Below are 17,272 nucleotides of genomic sequence, written 5' to 3'. Positions count from 1 at the left end.
AACACACTCCATTGGGTTCTCCTCTTTCAAGAACCATGGATCAGGAGAGTCTAAGCTACTGGTAGCGAATCACGTTGAATGCCCCCAAAAAATTGAGTAATGCAAAAAAAATGAATAGCTCATGGCAAAAATGATTCCCGATTTTGGGCCTGCGGAAACTGATAGCCCGAGTGAACCTCTCGTTTACAGTCAGCTTAAGTCGCAACTCTCCGACGATTTCATCGTTATACACAGTCTACCTTGGCTTTCGGCGGCAGTTCGTCAACTTGGCGGAGAATTTAGGCCGCCCACAGGTGAAATTGATTTCCTAATCCTGCATCCCGATCTTGGTATTTTGGCAATCGAAGTAAAGGGGGGGCGCTACAGGATTGAAGGTGCGGCTTTTGTATTAATGCGAAATAATCAACATATTGGCGTTGTAAAGCAAACCCGTGATAACGTCCACGGCCTTGCACGCTGGCTCGCAGGCAACAGCTCGCTACGATGCCGTATTGGATATGCCATGTGTTTTCCGGATAGCTCACTGCCAACTGATAGCCTTCCGCCATCCCTTGTAGATGCAAGTATAGAAGAAAGTCAATCCATAGTGCTTGATATGAGCGCCATGGTTGACCTGGGCGCGAAAGTACTCGGATTGATGAGGTACTGGGGGAGAGCGCTGCAGACACGGCCACTTGGCCCCGTAAAAATCGCACAGCTAGTAAAGGCGCTATGCCCTAACTTTGACGGCACTCCAGATTGGGGGCTGAAGGTTCAATATGACAACCATTTTTGGTTGAGACTTACGCCTCAACAGGCATCGGTAACCAACAAAATTTTGACGTCAGAAAAATTTATTGTAACCGGATGGCCAGGAACTGGTAAGACGCTGATTGGAATCGAAGCAGCGCGCCGGCTTCACAAAGCTGGACGTCGTGTGCTCGTCTTGACGTTCAATTCACTGTTAAGTGAGTACTGGGGAAATCAGCTGAATGAGACGAATTGCACGGTTTTAACATGGCATAAATTGTGCCGAATTGCTAGATCGAAATTGGGATTGTCGTTATTGGACGATGCAGAGTTTCGTGAATGGAGTCAAGGTGATTGCGTCGGGGATCTCTCGGCGGCAATTGATCAAGGTCTTCTTGATTCATATGATTCACTGATCTTGGACGAAGCGCAGGCATTGAAACCTCGTTGGTGCGCAGTACTTGCCACCTGGTTTGCAGATCGTCAAATGATTGCGCTTTGTGATGAAACCCAGGTTTTTGCGTTTGAGAAGGACTCTACGACACTGGCAACACTTAGCACTTTACTCGATGGTGTCCTGCCTTTTCACATGACAGTAGTAATGCGCATGCCGAAAGCTGTCACCGATCGCTTGCAAGAGGTTCGATCGACTCAATTGCAGTTAAGCACTCCCCGCATGCTAGAGATTGATACCGTTAGAGAGATGGTTGTGGAGCACTGGGAGGATGTCTTGCCTATCATCACTGGCGACTTGTTTGAACGAGGAATCGCACCTGGTGAAATCACTGTGTTGAGCAAATTCGGATTCGAACGATTACCCAAGTCAATACAGCATTTCTTGCTTGAACATGATGGCATTCAGGTTCAGGCAATTTCTCGTTTTCGCGGCATGGAGTCACCCATCGTCATGATCATATGCGCAGAAGAGCTATCAGACATAGAATTATTTTGCGCATATTCCCGGGCCACGACCGTTTGCATGTCAATGTTTTCTGCGGAATATATTGGGCGTTCCGGGGCGAGAGGCTTTTTGGAAAAAATCCTCACAATGCCTGCAAACATCAATGCGCTGACCAACATAAGGCACAGGCTACACCCTAGAACACTGTTGGCCGGTCATCAGACAAAAAAACTCACGGGGATTGAGACCATCAATCTGACGTGGTGCTACTCCTTGGAATGCTGGCTGGTACAACATGAGCGGGGGAGTTCGATGTCTCTGTGGCTTGAACACTTAGTTCGCTCACATCCGTGGCCAGCATTAACATGGTTCGAAGACTCTCTGCGAAGCGTCGTTTTGGCACGCGCTGACTCGGACAAAGAAGCGTACTTTAGAGAGTTGGACTTGGAATATTGTGTCGCCTGTGATCGTATGACTCCAGCAACATGGCCTGCGCGTTCGTGCCTCGTTTGCCATGGGGATATGGGAAACCAAACAACCTCACTAACGCAAAGATTGGCTTTAAAACTGATTGACTTCGATGAAAAAATTCGTTCCCTATTGAACTCATCCTCCTGGAGCGAAATACTGGCGACGAGAAACGAACTACCATTTTTTCTCGCGACTGCGGCATTGGGAGAGTATGCCTTCAGGAACAACCGTCAACCTCAGGTATTTGATAGATTTGAGCCGTCAGGAGAAAGTGCAATCTATCGCGCAGCACAGGTTCTTGTCACCGCATGGCTAATGCTGCTGTCCGCAGGTACGAAATTCGAACTCTCCGAGATTTCAATAGGAACCTATCACCAAGACTTAGAGGAGCTTGGTTTTAACAGCGCCAGATGGCGTAGCACTGTTGCGTTGGCAATCAACGTACATCTAAGGGCAGAAAACGTTGTAAAACTAGGGAAGGGGATTTATGTCGTTGCATAGCGAGTGGCGCAACTGAATACCATACTGGGCCAGCCATGCCGGCAATTCCACCGCCAGTGAACAAAATCAGCAATCTCATCGAGCGCTTCAAGCAAATGATGGGCGGGCTGTCGTAGCCAACTGTGCCTCTATAGTGCTGTGAAGCAGGCGTGATGATGCTGCCTCGGCCAGATATGTCGTCCCTCACCGTCCGTTGTAGTAAGGGAACGCCGAGATATTCCACAGTCTGCAACTCCGTCATAGCTTCAACAACAAGCTGCTCCCGGCTGATTTCGAAAAGCAATATTTTATGCACTTCACGTACGTCTAGGAAGTTCGTGATTTCCCGTTAAACAAGCCTACGCTCAAATAGAGTTTGATATTTATGAATCAAGCGGGAAAGTAAATTGAAGCTTCCGAGTATAGCTATTATCGGTAAGCTTTGTGCAATAGGAGCGCAAGCTCTCATCGATAACAATATCCGCGGTATTGATTCCTATGTCTAATAGATGCTTATACCCGATGTGTTTTGGAGAAAGAAAAATATTCTTAAAATGAACATTCAAGTATGGCTTCAAATGATAAATCAACGCTGCCTCAAAAAGCGTAACCCAAGCCGGATGGTCATGCTTTTTTGCCAGATCTCGAATCGACCTCAGCTTTCTTTCTGCACTTTCTTCATTCTCTGCAACCATCCATGTTGGGTTTTCGAAATTGTGCAATTTCAGGAAAAGTTCCTTATATGGACGGCTTCGAATAATATCATCAGCTGCTCGCGCATACTTTTCATGCCCACCTATTCTCAGATAGTTCTTTTTTATTTCAGTCCGGCCAACATACAGCACTTCCAAACTCAATAACTTAGTAAGCATGTGGCTTTCATCGAAATGAAATGGTGTCGCTATGGATACTAACGCCTCAAAGAACGTTGAATATGTATTTGCTGGTTCGTCATTATCCGACCAGACAACAAAACCAGAGAGATGGGCCGCGACGTAAACGGCCAAGTTCTTTCCATTAAGCGTGGTTGGAAGTATCAACTCATGCTCTACAACCCCAGTTGTTGATACGTGCTCCAAGAACTGCAAAGTCACGCACCGTGGATTAGAATCAGATATGAATTGATTTTTAAATATTAGTCTATTAGACTGACATATCATATAGTGCGTTAGCGGATGGGATTTATTGACCTCATGGATCTTTAATTTTCCATCTTTACTCACAAGCGCACTATAGCTACTAAAAACAGAGTAACCACAATACATTAAAACGTGGACTTTAAACATGGCGACAGATTAAATATTATTAGTAGAGATGCATAGTATAAGTCGTTACTCGAAAATCACCAACGACTTGCGGATTCAATCAGGGGCCGCAACACTCTACTCTAAATGAATACACCAACTGCTAGAGCGCGATAAAAGTAGAGGTTAAGCGACCATGGCAAGCTTCTGTTTTGGCGTGATACCGCCAAGTGCCATGTCGCGTCAGCCGTGATGGCAACTCTACCGCCAGCATGCAAAATCGTCGATCCCATTTCGCGCCTCAAGTAGATGAGGGGTAGGCTGTCGAAGCCAACTGTGTCGTTATACCGCTCAGAAGCAGGCATTCTGCCGTGGTTGCTCGATCGAAAATAACACCATTTACCATCCGTTATGCCGGGGAAGGTCCAAGTCTACCTTTTACATCGGCATCAATGTCCCAAGTCGCATTTAGAACAAAGAAAAGTTCATTGCGCTCCGATCCAACCGCATTATTATTTATTTTGAATCGTGCTTACCTGACGTATCTGGAAAATATGCTATAAATACAACTTATTGCGTTGCAGCACCCATTCAGGAGCATCATTTGAGCAGACCTTTCATTGTCATGGGCGACAAGACTAGTCATGGCGGTACGGTCATCGGCGCCGATTTCACCTGTGACATCAATGGCAAGAATATAGCGCGCGTCGGCGACATGACGGTATGCCCCAAATGCAAGGGCACGTTCCCCATCACATCTGGACCGACCGACGTCGTGGACGGCAGTGGCAATGGTTATGCGCGTCACATGGATTCGACCGCTTGCGGTGCAAAACTGATTTCCGGCCAAATCACGACGATCTGGTTGGACCAGTCCAGCGTGGGCGACCCGGCTGATGTCGACGACAATGACGTGATGGAAACCGCCGGCAACATTGCCGCAAATACCGACTCCGGCATTTGCCTCGAATGCTTGATGTCTGCGGCGGCCGCCGGCGCGACCACCGTTATCCGGGAGTAACAATGTTGCTCGACGTCACAGAACGCCTGAAGCAACTTCAGCAACATCACTCGGCGCTGTGCTTATACGCACTGGTCGACGGTGTTCAATATGAGACACACCGCCAAACGCGCATGAGGGAGGATGGGACGCGCTACCCGCTATTTACCGGCACACCCGACGCTGCGCTCGCGCATGCAGGCCCCTGGTTGGTCGACATGGCGGGAGCAGCGCCTTCGTTTCTTGAAGACCTGGCCGCACTGGAGCAAGAAACACCTTCGGTTACCTGGCTGTTCGCCGTGCAGGACCTTGGTGGCCTGGCGCAGTTGCTGCAACTACACTTGGAAACACGGCTACCGGACGGCCGCGCAGCGCTGCTTCGCTTTTGGGATCCGCGCGTGTTGGTGAAGCTGGCACAAATACTTGAGCCGGCACAGCGGGAGGCGATGTTTGGTCATATTCACGAATGGCACTTGCTGCTCGACGGCAAGCGGGCAATCATAGGGAGGCGCGATGCTGACGTTTAGCGAGGAGCAATGGCGTGCAGTGCAGACGGGCGACATGAGCGATTTCGTCATCGCAGTGGCGGACCAATTTTTGGCCAAGCGTGCCGACATGGCAAGCCAGCCAGGCCGGGCGACCGTGATCGAGCGCATGCTGGCGGCGTACACCTACGCCATTCGAATCGGTTTCAGGTCCACGCCGCATATCGTACATCTGATGTACCTGTCAGCCGACGCGCCCGGGATCCATGACGACCCGCTGGTCGATGCCTACCTGCGCAAGCCCGGCGCCACGCCGGAGCAGCGGTTCGACGAACTGATCGCGGTAATGGATAAAAAACTGGAAGGGGAGCAATAATGCCCGCGCTACCGATATTAGTTATACCAGCAGTCGTGGAGAAAATTTTGTTAGCCTTGGGTGTCGCCGCCGCAGGAGCCGTGATCACGGACGAGGCATTGCGCAAACGCAAAAAAGAGGCAGAAGAGGCAAAAGACGCCCGCGTCACGCCCATTGCGCGTGCCGAGACGCGAAGCGAAGCCAAGGAAAGATGCCGGTGCCCGCCAGACAAGGGTACGCTTATGGCTGTTAAACACAGCATGTCGCCCGCCGCGCGTGATTATCAAGCCCGTATCACTGGTTTTCTGATAGGCATGGAATGGTTGTTTGAGGAGAGAGACTTTGACGGCTTCCAATCCCGCTTGTGCTTGTTGCAGGAAGCAAAAGCGGATTATGACCAGTTTTTTAAGTCAAACGGTGAGTTTAAATACGACTTTCAAGAACAAATATTCGAGAATATGGCATTGAAGCAGGCCGCGGCTCAGTCCAACATTGTCAAGAATAACCCGCCAGCTTCGCTGTCATGGTACTTCCAAACGCCACTCGCTTATAAGCACATGCGCCCCCAGTTAACTGAGCTGGGTATTACCACTTTTTACATTCCATAACATGATAATAAAATCTTTATTTAAACGTGATGCTGTGAACCCATCCATTGCGTTCCGACCTACCGTCAAAAAAATCGCAATGGTAGCCCGTTTCTTGCAGAAAACCGAGGCGCTTGGAAAGAACTGGTTTTTGTCGCAGGATACTAAAGAGAAGTCGTTTCTGTATCCGGTTTTCGACGCTTCGGGAGAGCTCACCACAGCGGCCGAAGCCGTACTTGAGACGGAGTTCAAGGGCGAGAAATTCCGTTTTCTCAGCGCCTGGAATGGCGAACTCGGAGAGGGTGAGGGCGCGACTATGGCGCTTGGGTTTAGCGACAGTGACTGGCCCGCTTGGTCGTTTAAGATCAGCTACAAAGGCGTCGGGGCGAAACGGCTTGGCATACATGGAGTGAAAGAGCTACTGTCCATTATCGCGGGTTCTCTGCGGCCGGTATTGATCACAGTTGCACGTAACGATTATTTTGAAAAACAAGTTTTCAAGGATCGTCCAGGTGTTGGCTGGATGTTGTACCTGCCGCGTGTACTGACGACCCAGCAAGTGCCAGAAGCCCGCGCCTTGGTACCGGTCATGGCGACGGGCGAGCAAGGTAAAGACCAGCAGATCGGCACCATCATCGTGAGTGTCACCGACGAGCCTTTTTCTGATGAGAATCCCGAGCACGTCAAGATCGCTAATGCCATTGAAATTCGCCTGGTCGATCAGGACTTGCTGCCTCGCTATGTCGATATTTGACGAAGGATAACTCACTTCGATGGTACGAAAATGTCCTGCCATGCAGGGGACAATCACTGTTCGACAACAAGGTCAAGTCAATTGGCCTTTGGTACATCGTCCTAATCTGCAGTAGCTGCACGCTGACCGGATTTGATACGGCCTTAGTAAGAGACGGGCACGCCGCCTACTTCGACGCTTCGACCGTCCCCTCTCTGGAACTATGGGTGCGACCAGCTTTACCCTGGTCACGCCCCGCCGACCGATCACATCGTCACGCATTAACGCGGGTACGCCGAGGCGCCCTTGCTCGTAAAGACGGCATCAGCTGAACACCTGGTTGGCATTGAAACCGTGTTCGCGGGCGGTGCGAGCTACCGAGGCGCCCGGTAGCAGCGACAGCGCCACCAATGCGCGTTTAAACTCCAAGGGATGCTGGCGATAGTGGCCGCGTGTATTCGTGGAAATGATCGTTTGAGAATTTGTGTCTAAAATCGAAAATTGTGGGCACAAATACTGTGACAAAAGTCGATCATAAATGACGCGGTTCAGGCCGTCCAGACGGCACAGGGAAGACGCTTACGGTTAAGCGGCCATGGCAAGCTTCTGTTTTGGCGTGATGCCGTCAGGTGCCATATCCAGCCGCCGTGATGGCAATTCGACCGCCAGCGCGCAAAGTCTCCGATCTGGCCGAGCGCACGAAGCAGATGACGGGCTAGTTTATCGTAGCCAACTGTGCCGCCACAGCCCGCAAAAGCAGACGCTCCGCTGCTGCCTCGATCAGATATGACATTTTTCACCCTCCGTTGTGGCGGAAGTGTCGGCTCTGTACCGCCTTGAACGTCACGCCCGCTTCACCGATAATGCCTTGAATGGCAGGCTTTTCCAACTTTGCCACTAGTACGCAGCACTTTCCTCATGGCTTCTATTAAATTATGACCTTCGCAATTCCTCAGTGGTGCTGGTATGTCGCACAATATGTGATCGAAGCGCGCGTCACGAATTGTGCGCAGCCGAGTTTGCTTATTGAAAGCGTATTGATTAAGGCTGACTCTCCGGAGGCGGCCTATGCGAAGGCAAATTTATTCTGCAGTTCATCGGAGCATGTTTACATGAATCGACAGGGCGAGATTGTGACTCAGCGATATGTGGGGCTTCATGAGCTAGACAGCTTGGAGACTGGGCAACTTGACGATGAGTTGATTCTAAACGTGCGCCTTGTAAATGGTCCGCGTGGAGAGCAAGCTGACTTGCTGGTGCGTTCTCGTGAGCAGTTGTCCCTCTTTGGCGGAAAAATAGAGGGCTTCGAACATCTCAATCAGTGAACTATTCTGCGTTATTTATAAGCGTCAGCGCAGCGCCTTGAACTGAATGGCTATCTCCTTGATGATGTCGCTACACCGCTGGGAAACGGCGTGTTCTTCGGCCGGTGCCAGTTGCTTGGCGCAATGCCAGAGCAATATCTCGTCAACGCGGTTGATCGGGTGATTGGCGTTGGGCTCGAACACATAGTGCAGCCAGGCCTTGGAGGCGACGCCATTCAGCTTCGCGATCCCGGTCAGCGAGTAGATCACGGCGGCGCTGGCCAACAGGTGGTTGCGGCGGCTGGTAGTACCGGCAACCCGCCGAAGCTCAAACAGCTTTGGCTTCAGCGCGGCAGTAGCCGCTGCAGGGCAGGGGAGATAGGCAGGCCAGCCCCGATCTCGTCGTTGGATCAGTCTGCTACGAAATCGCAGCCCTGTTGCCTGGCCGGACGCCCGGGCCCTCAGGCGCTCCATCGGATTTTCATCAGCCAAGAACGATGGATCACGTGCGCCGTAGGTACCAGCAGCGATTTACCCCAATGGCACCGTCTGCTTCCACCCCAAAGAAGTCATTGTGCAAGCCTTGTGGGCGTTCATTTACATTTAAGAAACTGGACCCTAACGCCGTGTTCACCCAGTGCATGGGCCAGCCCATCCGGATTTGCCACGCGACCAACGTTTGAGTAGGAATACGGTGAAGTAAATGCCTTATAGAAGACAACCAAGGTCTTCGAACCGTACAGCAAAAGGTCTCCATTGCTGATCATTTCCATCCTACTTGCGTAAGCCGGCAGCGCATTCTGCAGATCTGCATGCTTCTCGTTTCCGTTGAGTTCGGCCATATCCAGTGTCAGCGGCAGTATCTTAGCAAATGCATGCCCGGTCACGTTGTCGGACAAGATGACGACGAAGCGACGCTCCCCAACGACCATCCACATACGCGACTCTTCGGGCCTCAGGGATGCGCTAGCCGCAACCGGAGCAAGAGCAAATGGTACCGACGCGGACTGCTGTCGGGCTTCGCAAGCGCCGGAAGTTAGCAAGCATAGCAACAGGCCCAGCCCATGCAGGCCACCGGATAGGCGGCGCTCGCTCATGCTGGTTGCTGGATGCTGGGTGCCGTTGCGAACCGCTAGCTTGAGTGTAATCATTGCTTGTCCCTTCGTTGGTAGACGGCTCAGCTTGTCCGCAGCGCTTGCGAGCGCGCCGTCAGGAAGGCAGCCAGCAGCAATATGGCTGCGCTGGCGATGAACGTGCTCTGATAGCCGCTCTTGTCGTACAGCAAACCGCCAAGCGTGGAACCGAGGGCGATGGCCAATTGCACGACAGCAACCATCAATCCGCCGCCCGCCTCTGCATCGTGCGGCAGCGTGGTTGCCAGCCATGACCACCAGCCTACGGGAGCAGCGGTGGCCACAATGCCCCAGATGCCCAGCAGTACCGTCACGGCACCGACCTTGCCGCCAACGAGAGTCAGCGCCACGGCGATCAATGCCATCAGCACGGGGATGGCCACCAGCGTGCGGGAAAAATGCCACTTCAGGAACTTTCCGATGACGGTGGTGCCGATAAAGCCGCCTGCGCCAATCGCCAGCAGTATCAGCGACAGCGTGGAGATGTCTACCCGTGTCACGTTTTCCAGGAATGGACGCAAATAAGTGAATAAGGCGAACTGTCCCATGAAAAACGTGCTTACAGCCAGCATGCCCAGGGCAACCTTCGGGTCCCGCAGCAGTGTGAAGACCTTGCGGGAACCCGCCGAACTAGCCTGGGGCGGCATGGAAGGCAGACTGATCCACTGCCAGATAAAGGCGATCAGGGCCACTGGCACCAGGCAAAGGAAGGCGCCACGCCAGCCGATGACGGAGCCGAGGTAACTGCCTAGGGGCGCGGCGACGACAGTTGCCAGTGCATTGCCGCCATTGAAGATAGCCAGCGCGCGCGGCACGTGATGGGAGGGCACGAGACGCATTGCTGTCGCGGCCGACAAGGACCAGAAGCCGCCAACCACCACGCCGATCAGCGTACGTCCCGTCATGTACAGAAGATAGTTGGGCGCCATGGCCACGACGGCGCCGGAGACAGCCATCAGCGCGGTCAGCCCCAGCAGGACTGTCTTGCGGTCCATGCTGCCGGCGATGGTGGAAATCGACAGGCTGGTGAGTACGGCGAAGGCGCCGGAGATGGCGATGCCCTGTCCCGCCAGGCCTTCGCTGACCAGCAGGTCCCTGGCCATTGGCGTCAGCAGACTGACGGGCATGAACTCCGAGGCGATCAGCGCGAAAACGCACAGCGTCATGGCAAAGACGCCGCCCCACATGGCCGCCTGCGTACCGGCGTCAGCGCGCCCTTGCGCGCCATCTGGAGGCGCGCTACTTATTGGTGCTGTCATGGGATGCGCCTATGCCAGATTTTTATAGAAGAATGCGTTCAGCTTCGCCCAAGGGATGAGTTTCACCCGGTCATACAGATCCACGTGCCCCGCGCCTGGCACGATCAACAGCTCCTTGGGCTGGGCCGAAAGCCGGTAAGCCTCTTCGCTGAATTCCCGGGAATGCGCCTGGTCACCTGTGATGAACAGCATGGGACGCGGCGAAATCGTCTCGATGTCGTTGAACGGATAAAAGTTCATGAACTTGACGTTGCTGGCCAGCGTCGGGTGCGTCGTCAGTTCGCGCGACGACCCTGCCGGGGTGAACTCACCGCGCGCGGTGCGATAAAAGTCGTAGAACTCGCGCTGGATCGGATGCGTATTGCCATCAAGCTTGTGGACGGTTCCGCCGGTGTACTTGATGGCACCACCGGTAAATTCCACGTAGCGCTGTTGCGCCGCCTCGGAAATGATCTGCTTGCGTTGCTCCAGCGTCTGCGAATGGTGCAGTGCATTGCGGTTGGCAGCACCCATATCGTACATGCTGACAGTGGCAATGGCCTTCATGCGCGGATCGATCTTGGCTGCACTGATGACGAAACTGCCGCTGCCGCAAATGCCGAGAACGCCGATCCGTTCCCTATCGACGAATGGCTGGGTTCCTAGATAGTCTACTGCCGCGCTGAAGGCTTCGGCATAGATGTCCGGCGCTACGGCATTGCGCGGCTGGCCGGCGCTTTCGCCCCAGAACGACTGATCGATGGCCAGGGTGACGAAGCCGTGTTCGGCCAGTTTCTGCGCGTACAGATTCGAGCTTTGCTCCTTTACCGCGCCCATCGGGTGACCGATGACGATCGCGGGATTCCTGGCATTGCGGTTGAGATCCTTGGGCGTGAACAGATCGCCGACGACCTGCATCTGGTACTGGTTGTTGAAACTGACCTTGCGCGCAGTGACCGTCGCGCTCCTGTAGAAGTTGTCAGCGTTGTTCGACATGTCCGGCACCGGCCTGTTATTGGCGGCAAACGCTGGACTAGCGGCAACGGAAAGGCTGCCAAGCACGACCATGCCGGTGCCAGCAGTCTTCAGGAAATCACGGCGTGCTACATCATCTATGGTCATGTCTGCTTCTCCAGTTCGTTAGGTATGGGGCACGTTGTATGCGTTGACGGACATCGTACGTCGCGCTTGACGCGCCTGCGCACCGAAATCTCGAACAGGTATATGTGCAGGAGCCATGAATGTTCTGTATATTTATATTAAAAATCGCACATTCCACTTGGCATCATCCGTTGTAAGGCAACACGACGGGATACCCTTAACAGTTCGTTTCAGGAATCGTTCAAATGGCCAGAGATAATATTATTGATATTCTTATATTTTTCGAGGTCGCTCGCCAACGTAGTTTCACCCGTGCCGCCATCAAGCTAGGCATGTCCCAGTCCACTCTCAGCCACATCATTCGGGATCTGGAAGCCCGGCTGGGCGTGCGGCTGCTTAATCGTACGACCAGGAGTGTTTCGCTGACCGAAGCAGGCGAGCGCCTGCTGACCAATGTCGCACCGCGGCTTGATGAGGTCCATGCCGAAATCGCTGCTGTCAGCGATTTGAATGGCAAGCCGGCGGGTACTGTGCGCATCACTGCCATTGACCATGTTATTGATACCCTGCTGTGGCCAAGGCTGGCGCCGATGCTGCCGCACTATCCCGACCTGCATATCGAGATTCAATCGGATTACAAGCTGATCGATATCGCGGCGGACCGTTATGACATCGGTGTGCGCTATGGAGATCAGGTGGAGGAGGATATGATTGCCGTGCGGCTCACGCCCGACATTCCCACCATGATCGTAGGCTCGCCCAGCTACTTTTCATGGCATACGCAGCCAGCCAACTTGCAAGAGTTGATGAAACACAATTGCATCACCTTGCGCCTGGCAGGCAGTGGCGGCATCTACGCGTGGGAGTTGCAGCATGAGGGGCGCAGCGTGGAAGCGCGGGTGAGCGGCCAGTGCGTGTTCACCAGCGCTGTGCCCATGGTACAGGCTGCCTTGAGCGGCAATGGCCTGGCATTCGTCACGCAAGACCTGGTAGCGGGGCATGTGCGTGAAGGTCGTTTGATCAGCGTCATGAGCGACTGGTGTGGAAAGTTTCCTGGCCTGCATGCCTACTATCCCAGCCGCCGCCACGAATCTCGGGCACTTCGGATTGTTGTCGAAGCTATTCGTCACAAGGAGTAAGCCAAGGGGTTGATCGTCAGATCAGACAGCACCTAAATTGATGTGTCCGAGGCGCTGCAATATACAGTCCATCTTTCTGACCGTCCGCTTCTGGCCGGTTGCCGCCGTTCATGTGAGACAGCTTCCGCCCCGTTGCGGACGTTCGGTATAAGCTAGGTTTTTGCTCAAACATTAAGCCTTTTCGGTAAGTGCAGCGCGATAAAGGTTCAACTTTTCTTGGCCGTGAAAGTTCAGGAACTCCGCCATGGTAGGCGTCACCTTAGATTTTGCAGCAATCGTCCAAAACCTGGATTCGCCGATCATAGGCACAAACCCCTCAATCAATCCGCGACTGGCGTTGTGGCTCGATGAAAGCAGCCATTGCTGCAGCAGTCGTGTGACGTCGTCGCTTGGAAGCTTTGACGACCGGACTAGCGCGACCGCATATCTGTAGTTGTGGCTATACAGATCTACAATAAAATTAATTCGCTGCGCTACAGTTAGTGAACGCAACCACCGGCGAACCTCGGCATCAACTTGGGCGGTACCGGAACGACGTATGAATTGCTCAGGCTTGAAACGTGGCTCTTCCATGGTATTGGTCCAAAGTATTTTACGTATCCCACGTCATGTGTGTTGTAGGTCCGCTTCTGGCTGCCGACGCAATCGATCAACGCAACACTTTAACTTAAATGCATCGTTGCAGAGTGGAAATGATGCGAAAGAAGAACCGAATCAATGGCGCCGTGCCCCGCGGAACCCGAGATTACCGTCGCAAGGCGCTTTGCCGCGGGAACGTTAATGCAGGAACCCGCCGAAGCTCAAGCAACTTTTGCTTGAACGCGGCATGAGTCTCTGCAGGGCAGGGGAGATAGACAGGCCAGACCCGATCTCGTCGTTGGATCAGGCAGCTACGAGATCGCACACATGGAGTGTGGCAGCACACCCAGGTCACTAACCCAATCCACCGGTTTTTCATCTTTCAAGAACCATGGATCAGGAGAGCTAAGCTACGGGTGGCGATTCACCGCATAGCTGCTGAACAGTCACACTTTTGTAAATCGACCAAAGGTCCTATTTTTTATCCGAGCATATCGCCGATGGATGCGAACTTTGGCGATGGTCAGGTCCTCTTACCTGCTTGCCGGCAAAGCGCCGTTCCCTTTTCCAGTGCGCCTCGCTGGCGCAATATCGATGCTACGCGCGGCGCACCCAAGCACTCGGCATACGCCAGCGGGGTTATCCGCTCATCCGGCGATGCGTTCAGGTCGAGATCGGGTCTAGCTTGCATGATCTGGAGGAGAATATCGTCCTTGTCGCCATCAAGGACGCGTAGCCAGGCGGGGAAGCCTTCAGTGTCTTTTGCTTGTGGGGCGGCGCCGAAATCGAGCATCGTTTTGACGATATCCATGCTGCCCGTGTCAATTGCATATTTTAGTAGCGGGTTGCCGGAGCCATTGTTTGCCACTTCATTGGCATTGTTATGGCTGCTCAGCAGCATACGCACCACGTCTGCCGACTGCGCCGTCAAACGGCCGGCCGGATCGCGCATTCTCAAGTAGCCGCCCAGCGGCGTGTCGGTTTCCCCATCGCGCGCGATCGACAGCGGATAGCGCTGATCCAGCCGCATGCCTGCCTTCAAGAGTGGGCCAAGCACGCTGGGGCAGTATAGCAATCTGACCGCAAGCACATTTTTCGGAATAGTCGGATGCAGGAAAAAACGCGTCGGGTCAGCCCCCAGCAGGAACGCCAGAGAGATGGCATCATTGCCATTGCAGTCGTCCAGCGCTCGCCGCAACAGATCGTTGGCCACGTCAGGCTGCAACTTGCCTTTGCCGCCATGGATGTATTCGATCAGGGCGGACTTGTACGCCGTGGCTGCGGCAGACTGACTCAGCACATTCGGCGCAGCCCAGCGATTGAGAGGGCTGGCGCCCGCAGCCAGCAGGCGCCGCACGCCAGCGACATCATCATGGACGATCACGTGGTCAAGCACACTGGAGGCGTCGAGCGCTGCCATCCCCGCCTCCCGCGTCAGCCAGTCGAATACTGGCTTGGCTAGCGCGCCGACGCGGACTTTTCCCAGCACCTCATCGACCAGATACTTGTGGAATTTCACCAGTTCGCCAGGCACTTGCATGGTCTTGATGACATCGAGCGTGCGCAATGCCACATCGTCAGGCAAATTGACCGTGTGCCGTGCCAGCAGCCAGGTATTTCCATGGTCGGCCGGATCGGGTCGGCTAGCGGCCAGGCGGGGCAAAATCTCCTCGGCAAAAAGCGCATAATAATCTTGCCGCATGGCCGGGATGGTCTGGTTCGGGAATATTGGCGGCTCGCTGCCCGCCAAGAAACGCCGGGATGCCTCCCACCATGCCGATTCGCCGTTGGCGGCGCGCGGAACCGATCCAGCGGCCAGCAAAACACGGATGTGCCGCAGCACGGCAGCGCGCGCAAGGGCATCATTGGCCGGACTGGACGTTGGATTTTCGCTCCCTGCCATCAATCCATGCAGATACTGGCCACACATCACCTCGCGCTGGAAGTTCTCGGACTGACGGAGTCGCTTAAGGTCAGGCGGCAGCGCATGGAATGCGGACAGGCTCATATCCGTAGCCATGCCATGGGCACAATATTCGCTCTTTGCCGCTGCAGGTGGCTTGATCGCCTGCCGCACGGGGAACAAATCCATGCCGCCCGGTGCAAATCCTTCCAATGAAACCAGGACGGTGCCCGTCTTGCTCGTACGCATGGGGGCGGCGACATTCTGACTTGCAGCCACGCCGGAGAATTGAGCCCCAGAAAAGGTTTTTACAAAAAACACACCGGCACCGGCCAGTGCGCAGGAAGCGGCATCCATTTGCACGGGAATCTGGCTGAACTGCTCACGCGTCATTGGCGTGAGCGGCACCTGATAAGAGGTCCACGCTTTTTGCTCCGGATCGTATGTCGACAAGACATAATCCTGCTCCTGATGTTCTATCCAGATCCGGGCGAGCTCGCCTTCTTGCACCGCATAACTTCCGATTAAACCGTCACATGCGTGCGCTTCAGCGTATATGAACAAGGTAACAATCCCTATAACAAGGCTTTTCAATTTACTCAGCAGAAATTTCGTCGTTGTTCGCTTTTTTTCATGCATAGTTCGATTTTGTACCTTGATTATACTTATCCCTCGATAATCTTCCCATTTTTAGAGCGCGCTAAAAGTAGAGGTTAAGCGGCAAGGGCAAGTTTATGTTTTGGTGTAATGCCACCAAATGCCATATTAGTCAGCTCATAAGGGCAAGTCCACCACCAGCGTGCAACATTCCCGATCTCGTTATGAGCACAAAGCAGATGATGGGCCAGGCCGTCTTCACTGACTGTGCCGTCATAGCGCTCCGCGGTAGGTGCTCTGCTACTACCACGGTCGGATATGCCATCTTTGCCATCCGTTATGGAGATGGACGCTCAGCTTTTGCTAGCGCGCGAGGGTAGTCTCTGCGGGGCAGGGGAGATAGACAGGCCAGACCCGATATCGTCTGTGGATCAGGCAGCTACGAGACCGCACACTAGGAGTCTGCTAGGACGCCCAGGTTCTTAACACGATCCATATGTTTTTCATCTTCAAAGACTATGGATCAGAAAAGTCTAAGCTGCCCATGGCGTTTTACCTTCAATGGCACCATCCGTTTCCGCAGCACATTCAGTCAATGACTATTGCCATGCAGGTGCAATCGAATGGGATATCTTCGCTAAACTCATCATCCCAGAACACGTCACACTTCCCGGACCACTTGAGTTCCAGATGGCCCCCAGATTGATTGCCAAACGTCACGATGCACGACCTGACATCATGATGCCCAAACACACACATGTAACCACCTTCGGGGTGGGGATATTCTTTATCGTTTGTGGCGATCCAAGAAGTCCGCTTTCCCTCTAGACCCACATTCTCAAAAGCGCTAGCTAACAAACCCTGATGATATAGCCTAGGCTCCCAGCGCTCGCCATCGAATTCTTCACTTTCCGTTTCAACTTCAATTTCCCATAAGTGTTCTCGACGAGAAATAACCGCACGTCTGACATTGAAAGGTCTAGTACCTAAAATAAGAGTTCCAACAGTTATGTTCATTCAACCGCTCCTGAAATTTAGCCAGACCCGATCTTGTTGCTGGATCAGGCAGCGACGAGGTCGCACACGAGGCGCCAGGCAGAACACCTAGCCCCCAACACGATCCATCGGGTTTTCATCTTTCAAGAACCATGGATCAGGAAAGCCTAAGCTACTGGCGGCGATTCAGTGGCACCGTCCGCTTCCGCCCCGAAGCAGACATAGATCTGACGCATTCGACATATGCCACCGCAGCCGATTAAGCGTCGTGATAAACAACGCCGTATGTGTCGAACA

General features: G+C 53.5%; 17 protein-coding genes. 8 read left to right on the top strand and 9 right to left on the bottom strand.

Annotation, left to right across the window (positions count from 1 at the left end):
- The first annotated feature begins 121 nt into the window (after positions 1-121).
- Complete coding sequence (locus tag O3298_RS15010; RefSeq protein ID WP_305059888.1) at positions 122-2,602, top strand: AAA family ATPase; 2,481 nt, start codon at positions 122-124, stop codon at positions 2,600-2,602.
- Positions 2,603-2,964: 362 nt separating this feature from the next.
- Here O3298_RS15010 and O3298_RS15005 read toward each other — a convergent pair whose 3' ends face one another.
- Entirely contained in the window at positions 2,965-3,588 is a 624-nt protein-coding gene (locus O3298_RS15005; protein WP_305059887.1) for a hypothetical protein, read from the bottom strand.
- Between the two features lie 841 nt (positions 3,589-4,429).
- Here O3298_RS15005 and O3298_RS15000 point away from each other — a divergent pair.
- The 5 genes from O3298_RS15000 (at position 4,430) to O3298_RS14980 (ending at position 7,006) form a co-directional block, all read left to right on the top strand.
- Positions 4,430-4,846, top strand: coding sequence for a PAAR domain-containing protein (locus tag O3298_RS15000; RefSeq protein ID WP_289913747.1), 417 nt, complete (start codon positions 4,430-4,432; stop codon positions 4,844-4,846).
- 2 nt (positions 4,847-4,848) lie between these two features.
- On the top strand, positions 4,849-5,352 hold the full coding sequence (locus tag O3298_RS14995; protein WP_289913745.1) for a DUF4123 domain-containing protein: 504 nt from the start codon (positions 4,849-4,851) through the stop codon (positions 5,350-5,352).
- The gene (locus O3298_RS14990; protein ID WP_289913744.1) at positions 5,339-5,686 is read left to right on the top strand and encodes a hypothetical protein; all 348 of its coding nucleotides are present in this window, start codon (positions 5,339-5,341) and stop codon (positions 5,684-5,686) included. The genes O3298_RS14995 and O3298_RS14990 overlap by 14 nt, the downstream gene beginning before the upstream one ends.
- Positions 5,687-5,721: 35 nt before the next feature.
- Positions 5,722-6,273, top strand: coding sequence for a Tox-REase-5 domain-containing protein (locus O3298_RS14985; RefSeq protein WP_289913742.1), 552 nt, complete (start codon positions 5,722-5,724; stop codon positions 6,271-6,273).
- Between the two features lie 79 nt (positions 6,274-6,352).
- Positions 6,353-7,006 (top strand): immunity 52 family protein, encoded by a 654-nt coding sequence (locus tag O3298_RS14980; protein WP_305059886.1) that lies wholly within the window; start codon positions 6,353-6,355, stop codon positions 7,004-7,006.
- A 303-nt stretch (positions 7,007-7,309) separates the two neighbouring features.
- Here the strand turns inward: O3298_RS14980 and O3298_RS14975 are convergent, their stop codons facing one another.
- Positions 7,310-7,414, bottom strand: a complete 105-nt coding sequence (locus O3298_RS14975) for a transposase (protein WP_268992011.1) — start codon at positions 7,412-7,414, stop codon at positions 7,310-7,312.
- A gap of 506 nt (positions 7,415-7,920) precedes the next feature.
- Between O3298_RS14975 and O3298_RS14970 the strand changes: the two genes are divergently transcribed.
- Complete coding sequence (locus O3298_RS14970; protein WP_305059885.1) at positions 7,921-8,310, top strand: DUF4288 domain-containing protein; 390 nt, start codon at positions 7,921-7,923, stop codon at positions 8,308-8,310.
- A 24-nt stretch (positions 8,311-8,334) separates the two neighbouring features.
- Here the strand turns inward: O3298_RS14970 and O3298_RS14965 are convergent, their stop codons facing one another.
- The 4 genes from O3298_RS14965 to O3298_RS14950 form a co-directional block, all read right to left on the bottom strand.
- A complete protein-coding gene (locus O3298_RS14965; RefSeq protein ID WP_305059884.1) occupies positions 8,335-8,763 on the bottom strand; it encodes a transposase domain-containing protein in 429 nt (142 codons plus the stop codon).
- Positions 8,764-8,882: 119 nt separating this feature from the next.
- Entirely contained in the window at positions 8,883-9,440 is a 558-nt protein-coding gene (locus tag O3298_RS14960) for a cyclophilin-like fold protein (RefSeq protein ID WP_305059883.1), read from the bottom strand.
- 26 nt (positions 9,441-9,466) lie between these two features.
- Positions 9,467-10,681 (bottom strand): MFS transporter, encoded by a 1,215-nt coding sequence (locus tag O3298_RS14955; RefSeq protein ID WP_369811588.1) that lies wholly within the window; start codon positions 10,679-10,681, stop codon positions 9,467-9,469.
- 9 nt (positions 10,682-10,690) lie between these two features.
- Positions 10,691-11,782, bottom strand: a complete 1,092-nt coding sequence (locus tag O3298_RS14950; protein WP_305059882.1) for an alpha/beta hydrolase — start codon at positions 11,780-11,782, stop codon at positions 10,691-10,693.
- A 224-nt stretch (positions 11,783-12,006) separates the two neighbouring features.
- Between O3298_RS14950 and O3298_RS14945 the strand changes: the two genes are divergently transcribed.
- A complete protein-coding gene (locus O3298_RS14945; RefSeq protein ID WP_305059881.1) occupies positions 12,007-12,900 on the top strand; it encodes a LysR family transcriptional regulator in 894 nt (297 codons plus the stop codon).
- Positions 12,901-13,071: 171 nt separating this feature from the next.
- Here O3298_RS14945 and O3298_RS14940 read toward each other — a convergent pair whose 3' ends face one another.
- From O3298_RS14940 to O3298_RS14930, 3 genes are all read right to left on the bottom strand, one after another.
- Positions 13,072-13,473, bottom strand: coding sequence for a hypothetical protein (locus O3298_RS14940; RefSeq protein WP_305059880.1), 402 nt, complete (start codon positions 13,471-13,473; stop codon positions 13,072-13,074).
- Positions 13,474-14,002: 529 nt separating this feature from the next.
- Positions 14,003-16,021: a hypothetical protein gene (locus tag O3298_RS14935; protein WP_305059879.1), complete on the bottom strand. Its 2,019-nt coding sequence runs from the start codon at positions 16,019-16,021 to the stop codon at positions 14,003-14,005.
- Positions 16,022-16,567: 546 nt separating this feature from the next.
- A complete protein-coding gene (locus tag O3298_RS14930; protein WP_305059878.1) occupies positions 16,568-16,996 on the bottom strand; it encodes a hypothetical protein in 429 nt (142 codons plus the stop codon).
- Positions 16,997-17,272: the final 276 nt, after the last annotated feature.

Origin of the sequence: Janthinobacterium sp. SUN137, from assembly GCF_030587265.1 — a bacterium.
In the GTDB taxonomy this organism is placed as follows: domain Bacteria; phylum Pseudomonadota; class Gammaproteobacteria; order Burkholderiales; family Burkholderiaceae_D; genus Janthinobacterium; species Janthinobacterium kumbetense.
This window is presented reverse-complemented; position numbering and strand designations above follow the sequence as displayed.

Excerpts from the sequence above, each read along its gene's own strand:
- O3298_RS14930 (WP_305059878.1), bottom strand. The coding sequence starts at position 16,996 with ATGAACATAACTGTTGGAACTCTTATTTTAGGTACTAGACCTTTCAAT.
- O3298_RS14965 (WP_305059884.1), bottom strand. The coding sequence starts at position 8,763 with ATGGAGCGCCTGAGGGCCCGGGCGTCCGGCCAGGCAACAGGGCTGCGA.
- O3298_RS14995 (WP_289913745.1), top strand. The coding sequence starts at position 4,849 with ATGTTGCTCGACGTCACAGAACGCCTGAAGCAACTTCAGCAACATCAC.
- O3298_RS14945 (WP_305059881.1), top strand. The coding sequence starts at position 12,007 with ATGGCCAGAGATAATATTATTGATATTCTTATATTTTTCGAGGTCGCT.
- O3298_RS14970 (WP_305059885.1), top strand. The coding sequence starts at position 7,921 with ATGACCTTCGCAATTCCTCAGTGGTGCTGGTATGTCGCACAATATGTG.
- O3298_RS14990 (WP_289913744.1), top strand. The coding sequence starts at position 5,339 with ATGCTGACGTTTAGCGAGGAGCAATGGCGTGCAGTGCAGACGGGCGAC.
- O3298_RS15010 (WP_305059888.1), top strand. The coding sequence starts at position 122 with ATGGCAAAAATGATTCCCGATTTTGGGCCTGCGGAAACTGATAGCCCG.
- O3298_RS14935 (WP_305059879.1), bottom strand. The coding sequence starts at position 16,021 with ATGCATGAAAAAAAGCGAACAACGACGAAATTTCTGCTGAGTAAATTG.
- O3298_RS14955 (WP_369811588.1), bottom strand. The coding sequence starts at position 10,681 with ATGACAGCACCAATAAGTAGCGCGCCTCCAGATGGCGCGCAAGGGCGC.
- O3298_RS14960 (WP_305059883.1), bottom strand. The coding sequence starts at position 9,440 with ATGATTACACTCAAGCTAGCGGTTCGCAACGGCACCCAGCATCCAGCA.
- O3298_RS14980 (WP_305059886.1), top strand. The coding sequence starts at position 6,353 with ATGGTAGCCCGTTTCTTGCAGAAAACCGAGGCGCTTGGAAAGAACTGG.
- O3298_RS14940 (WP_305059880.1), bottom strand. The coding sequence starts at position 13,473 with ATGGAAGAGCCACGTTTCAAGCCTGAGCAATTCATACGTCGTTCCGGT.
- O3298_RS14950 (WP_305059882.1), bottom strand. The coding sequence starts at position 11,782 with ATGACCATAGATGATGTAGCACGCCGTGATTTCCTGAAGACTGCTGGC.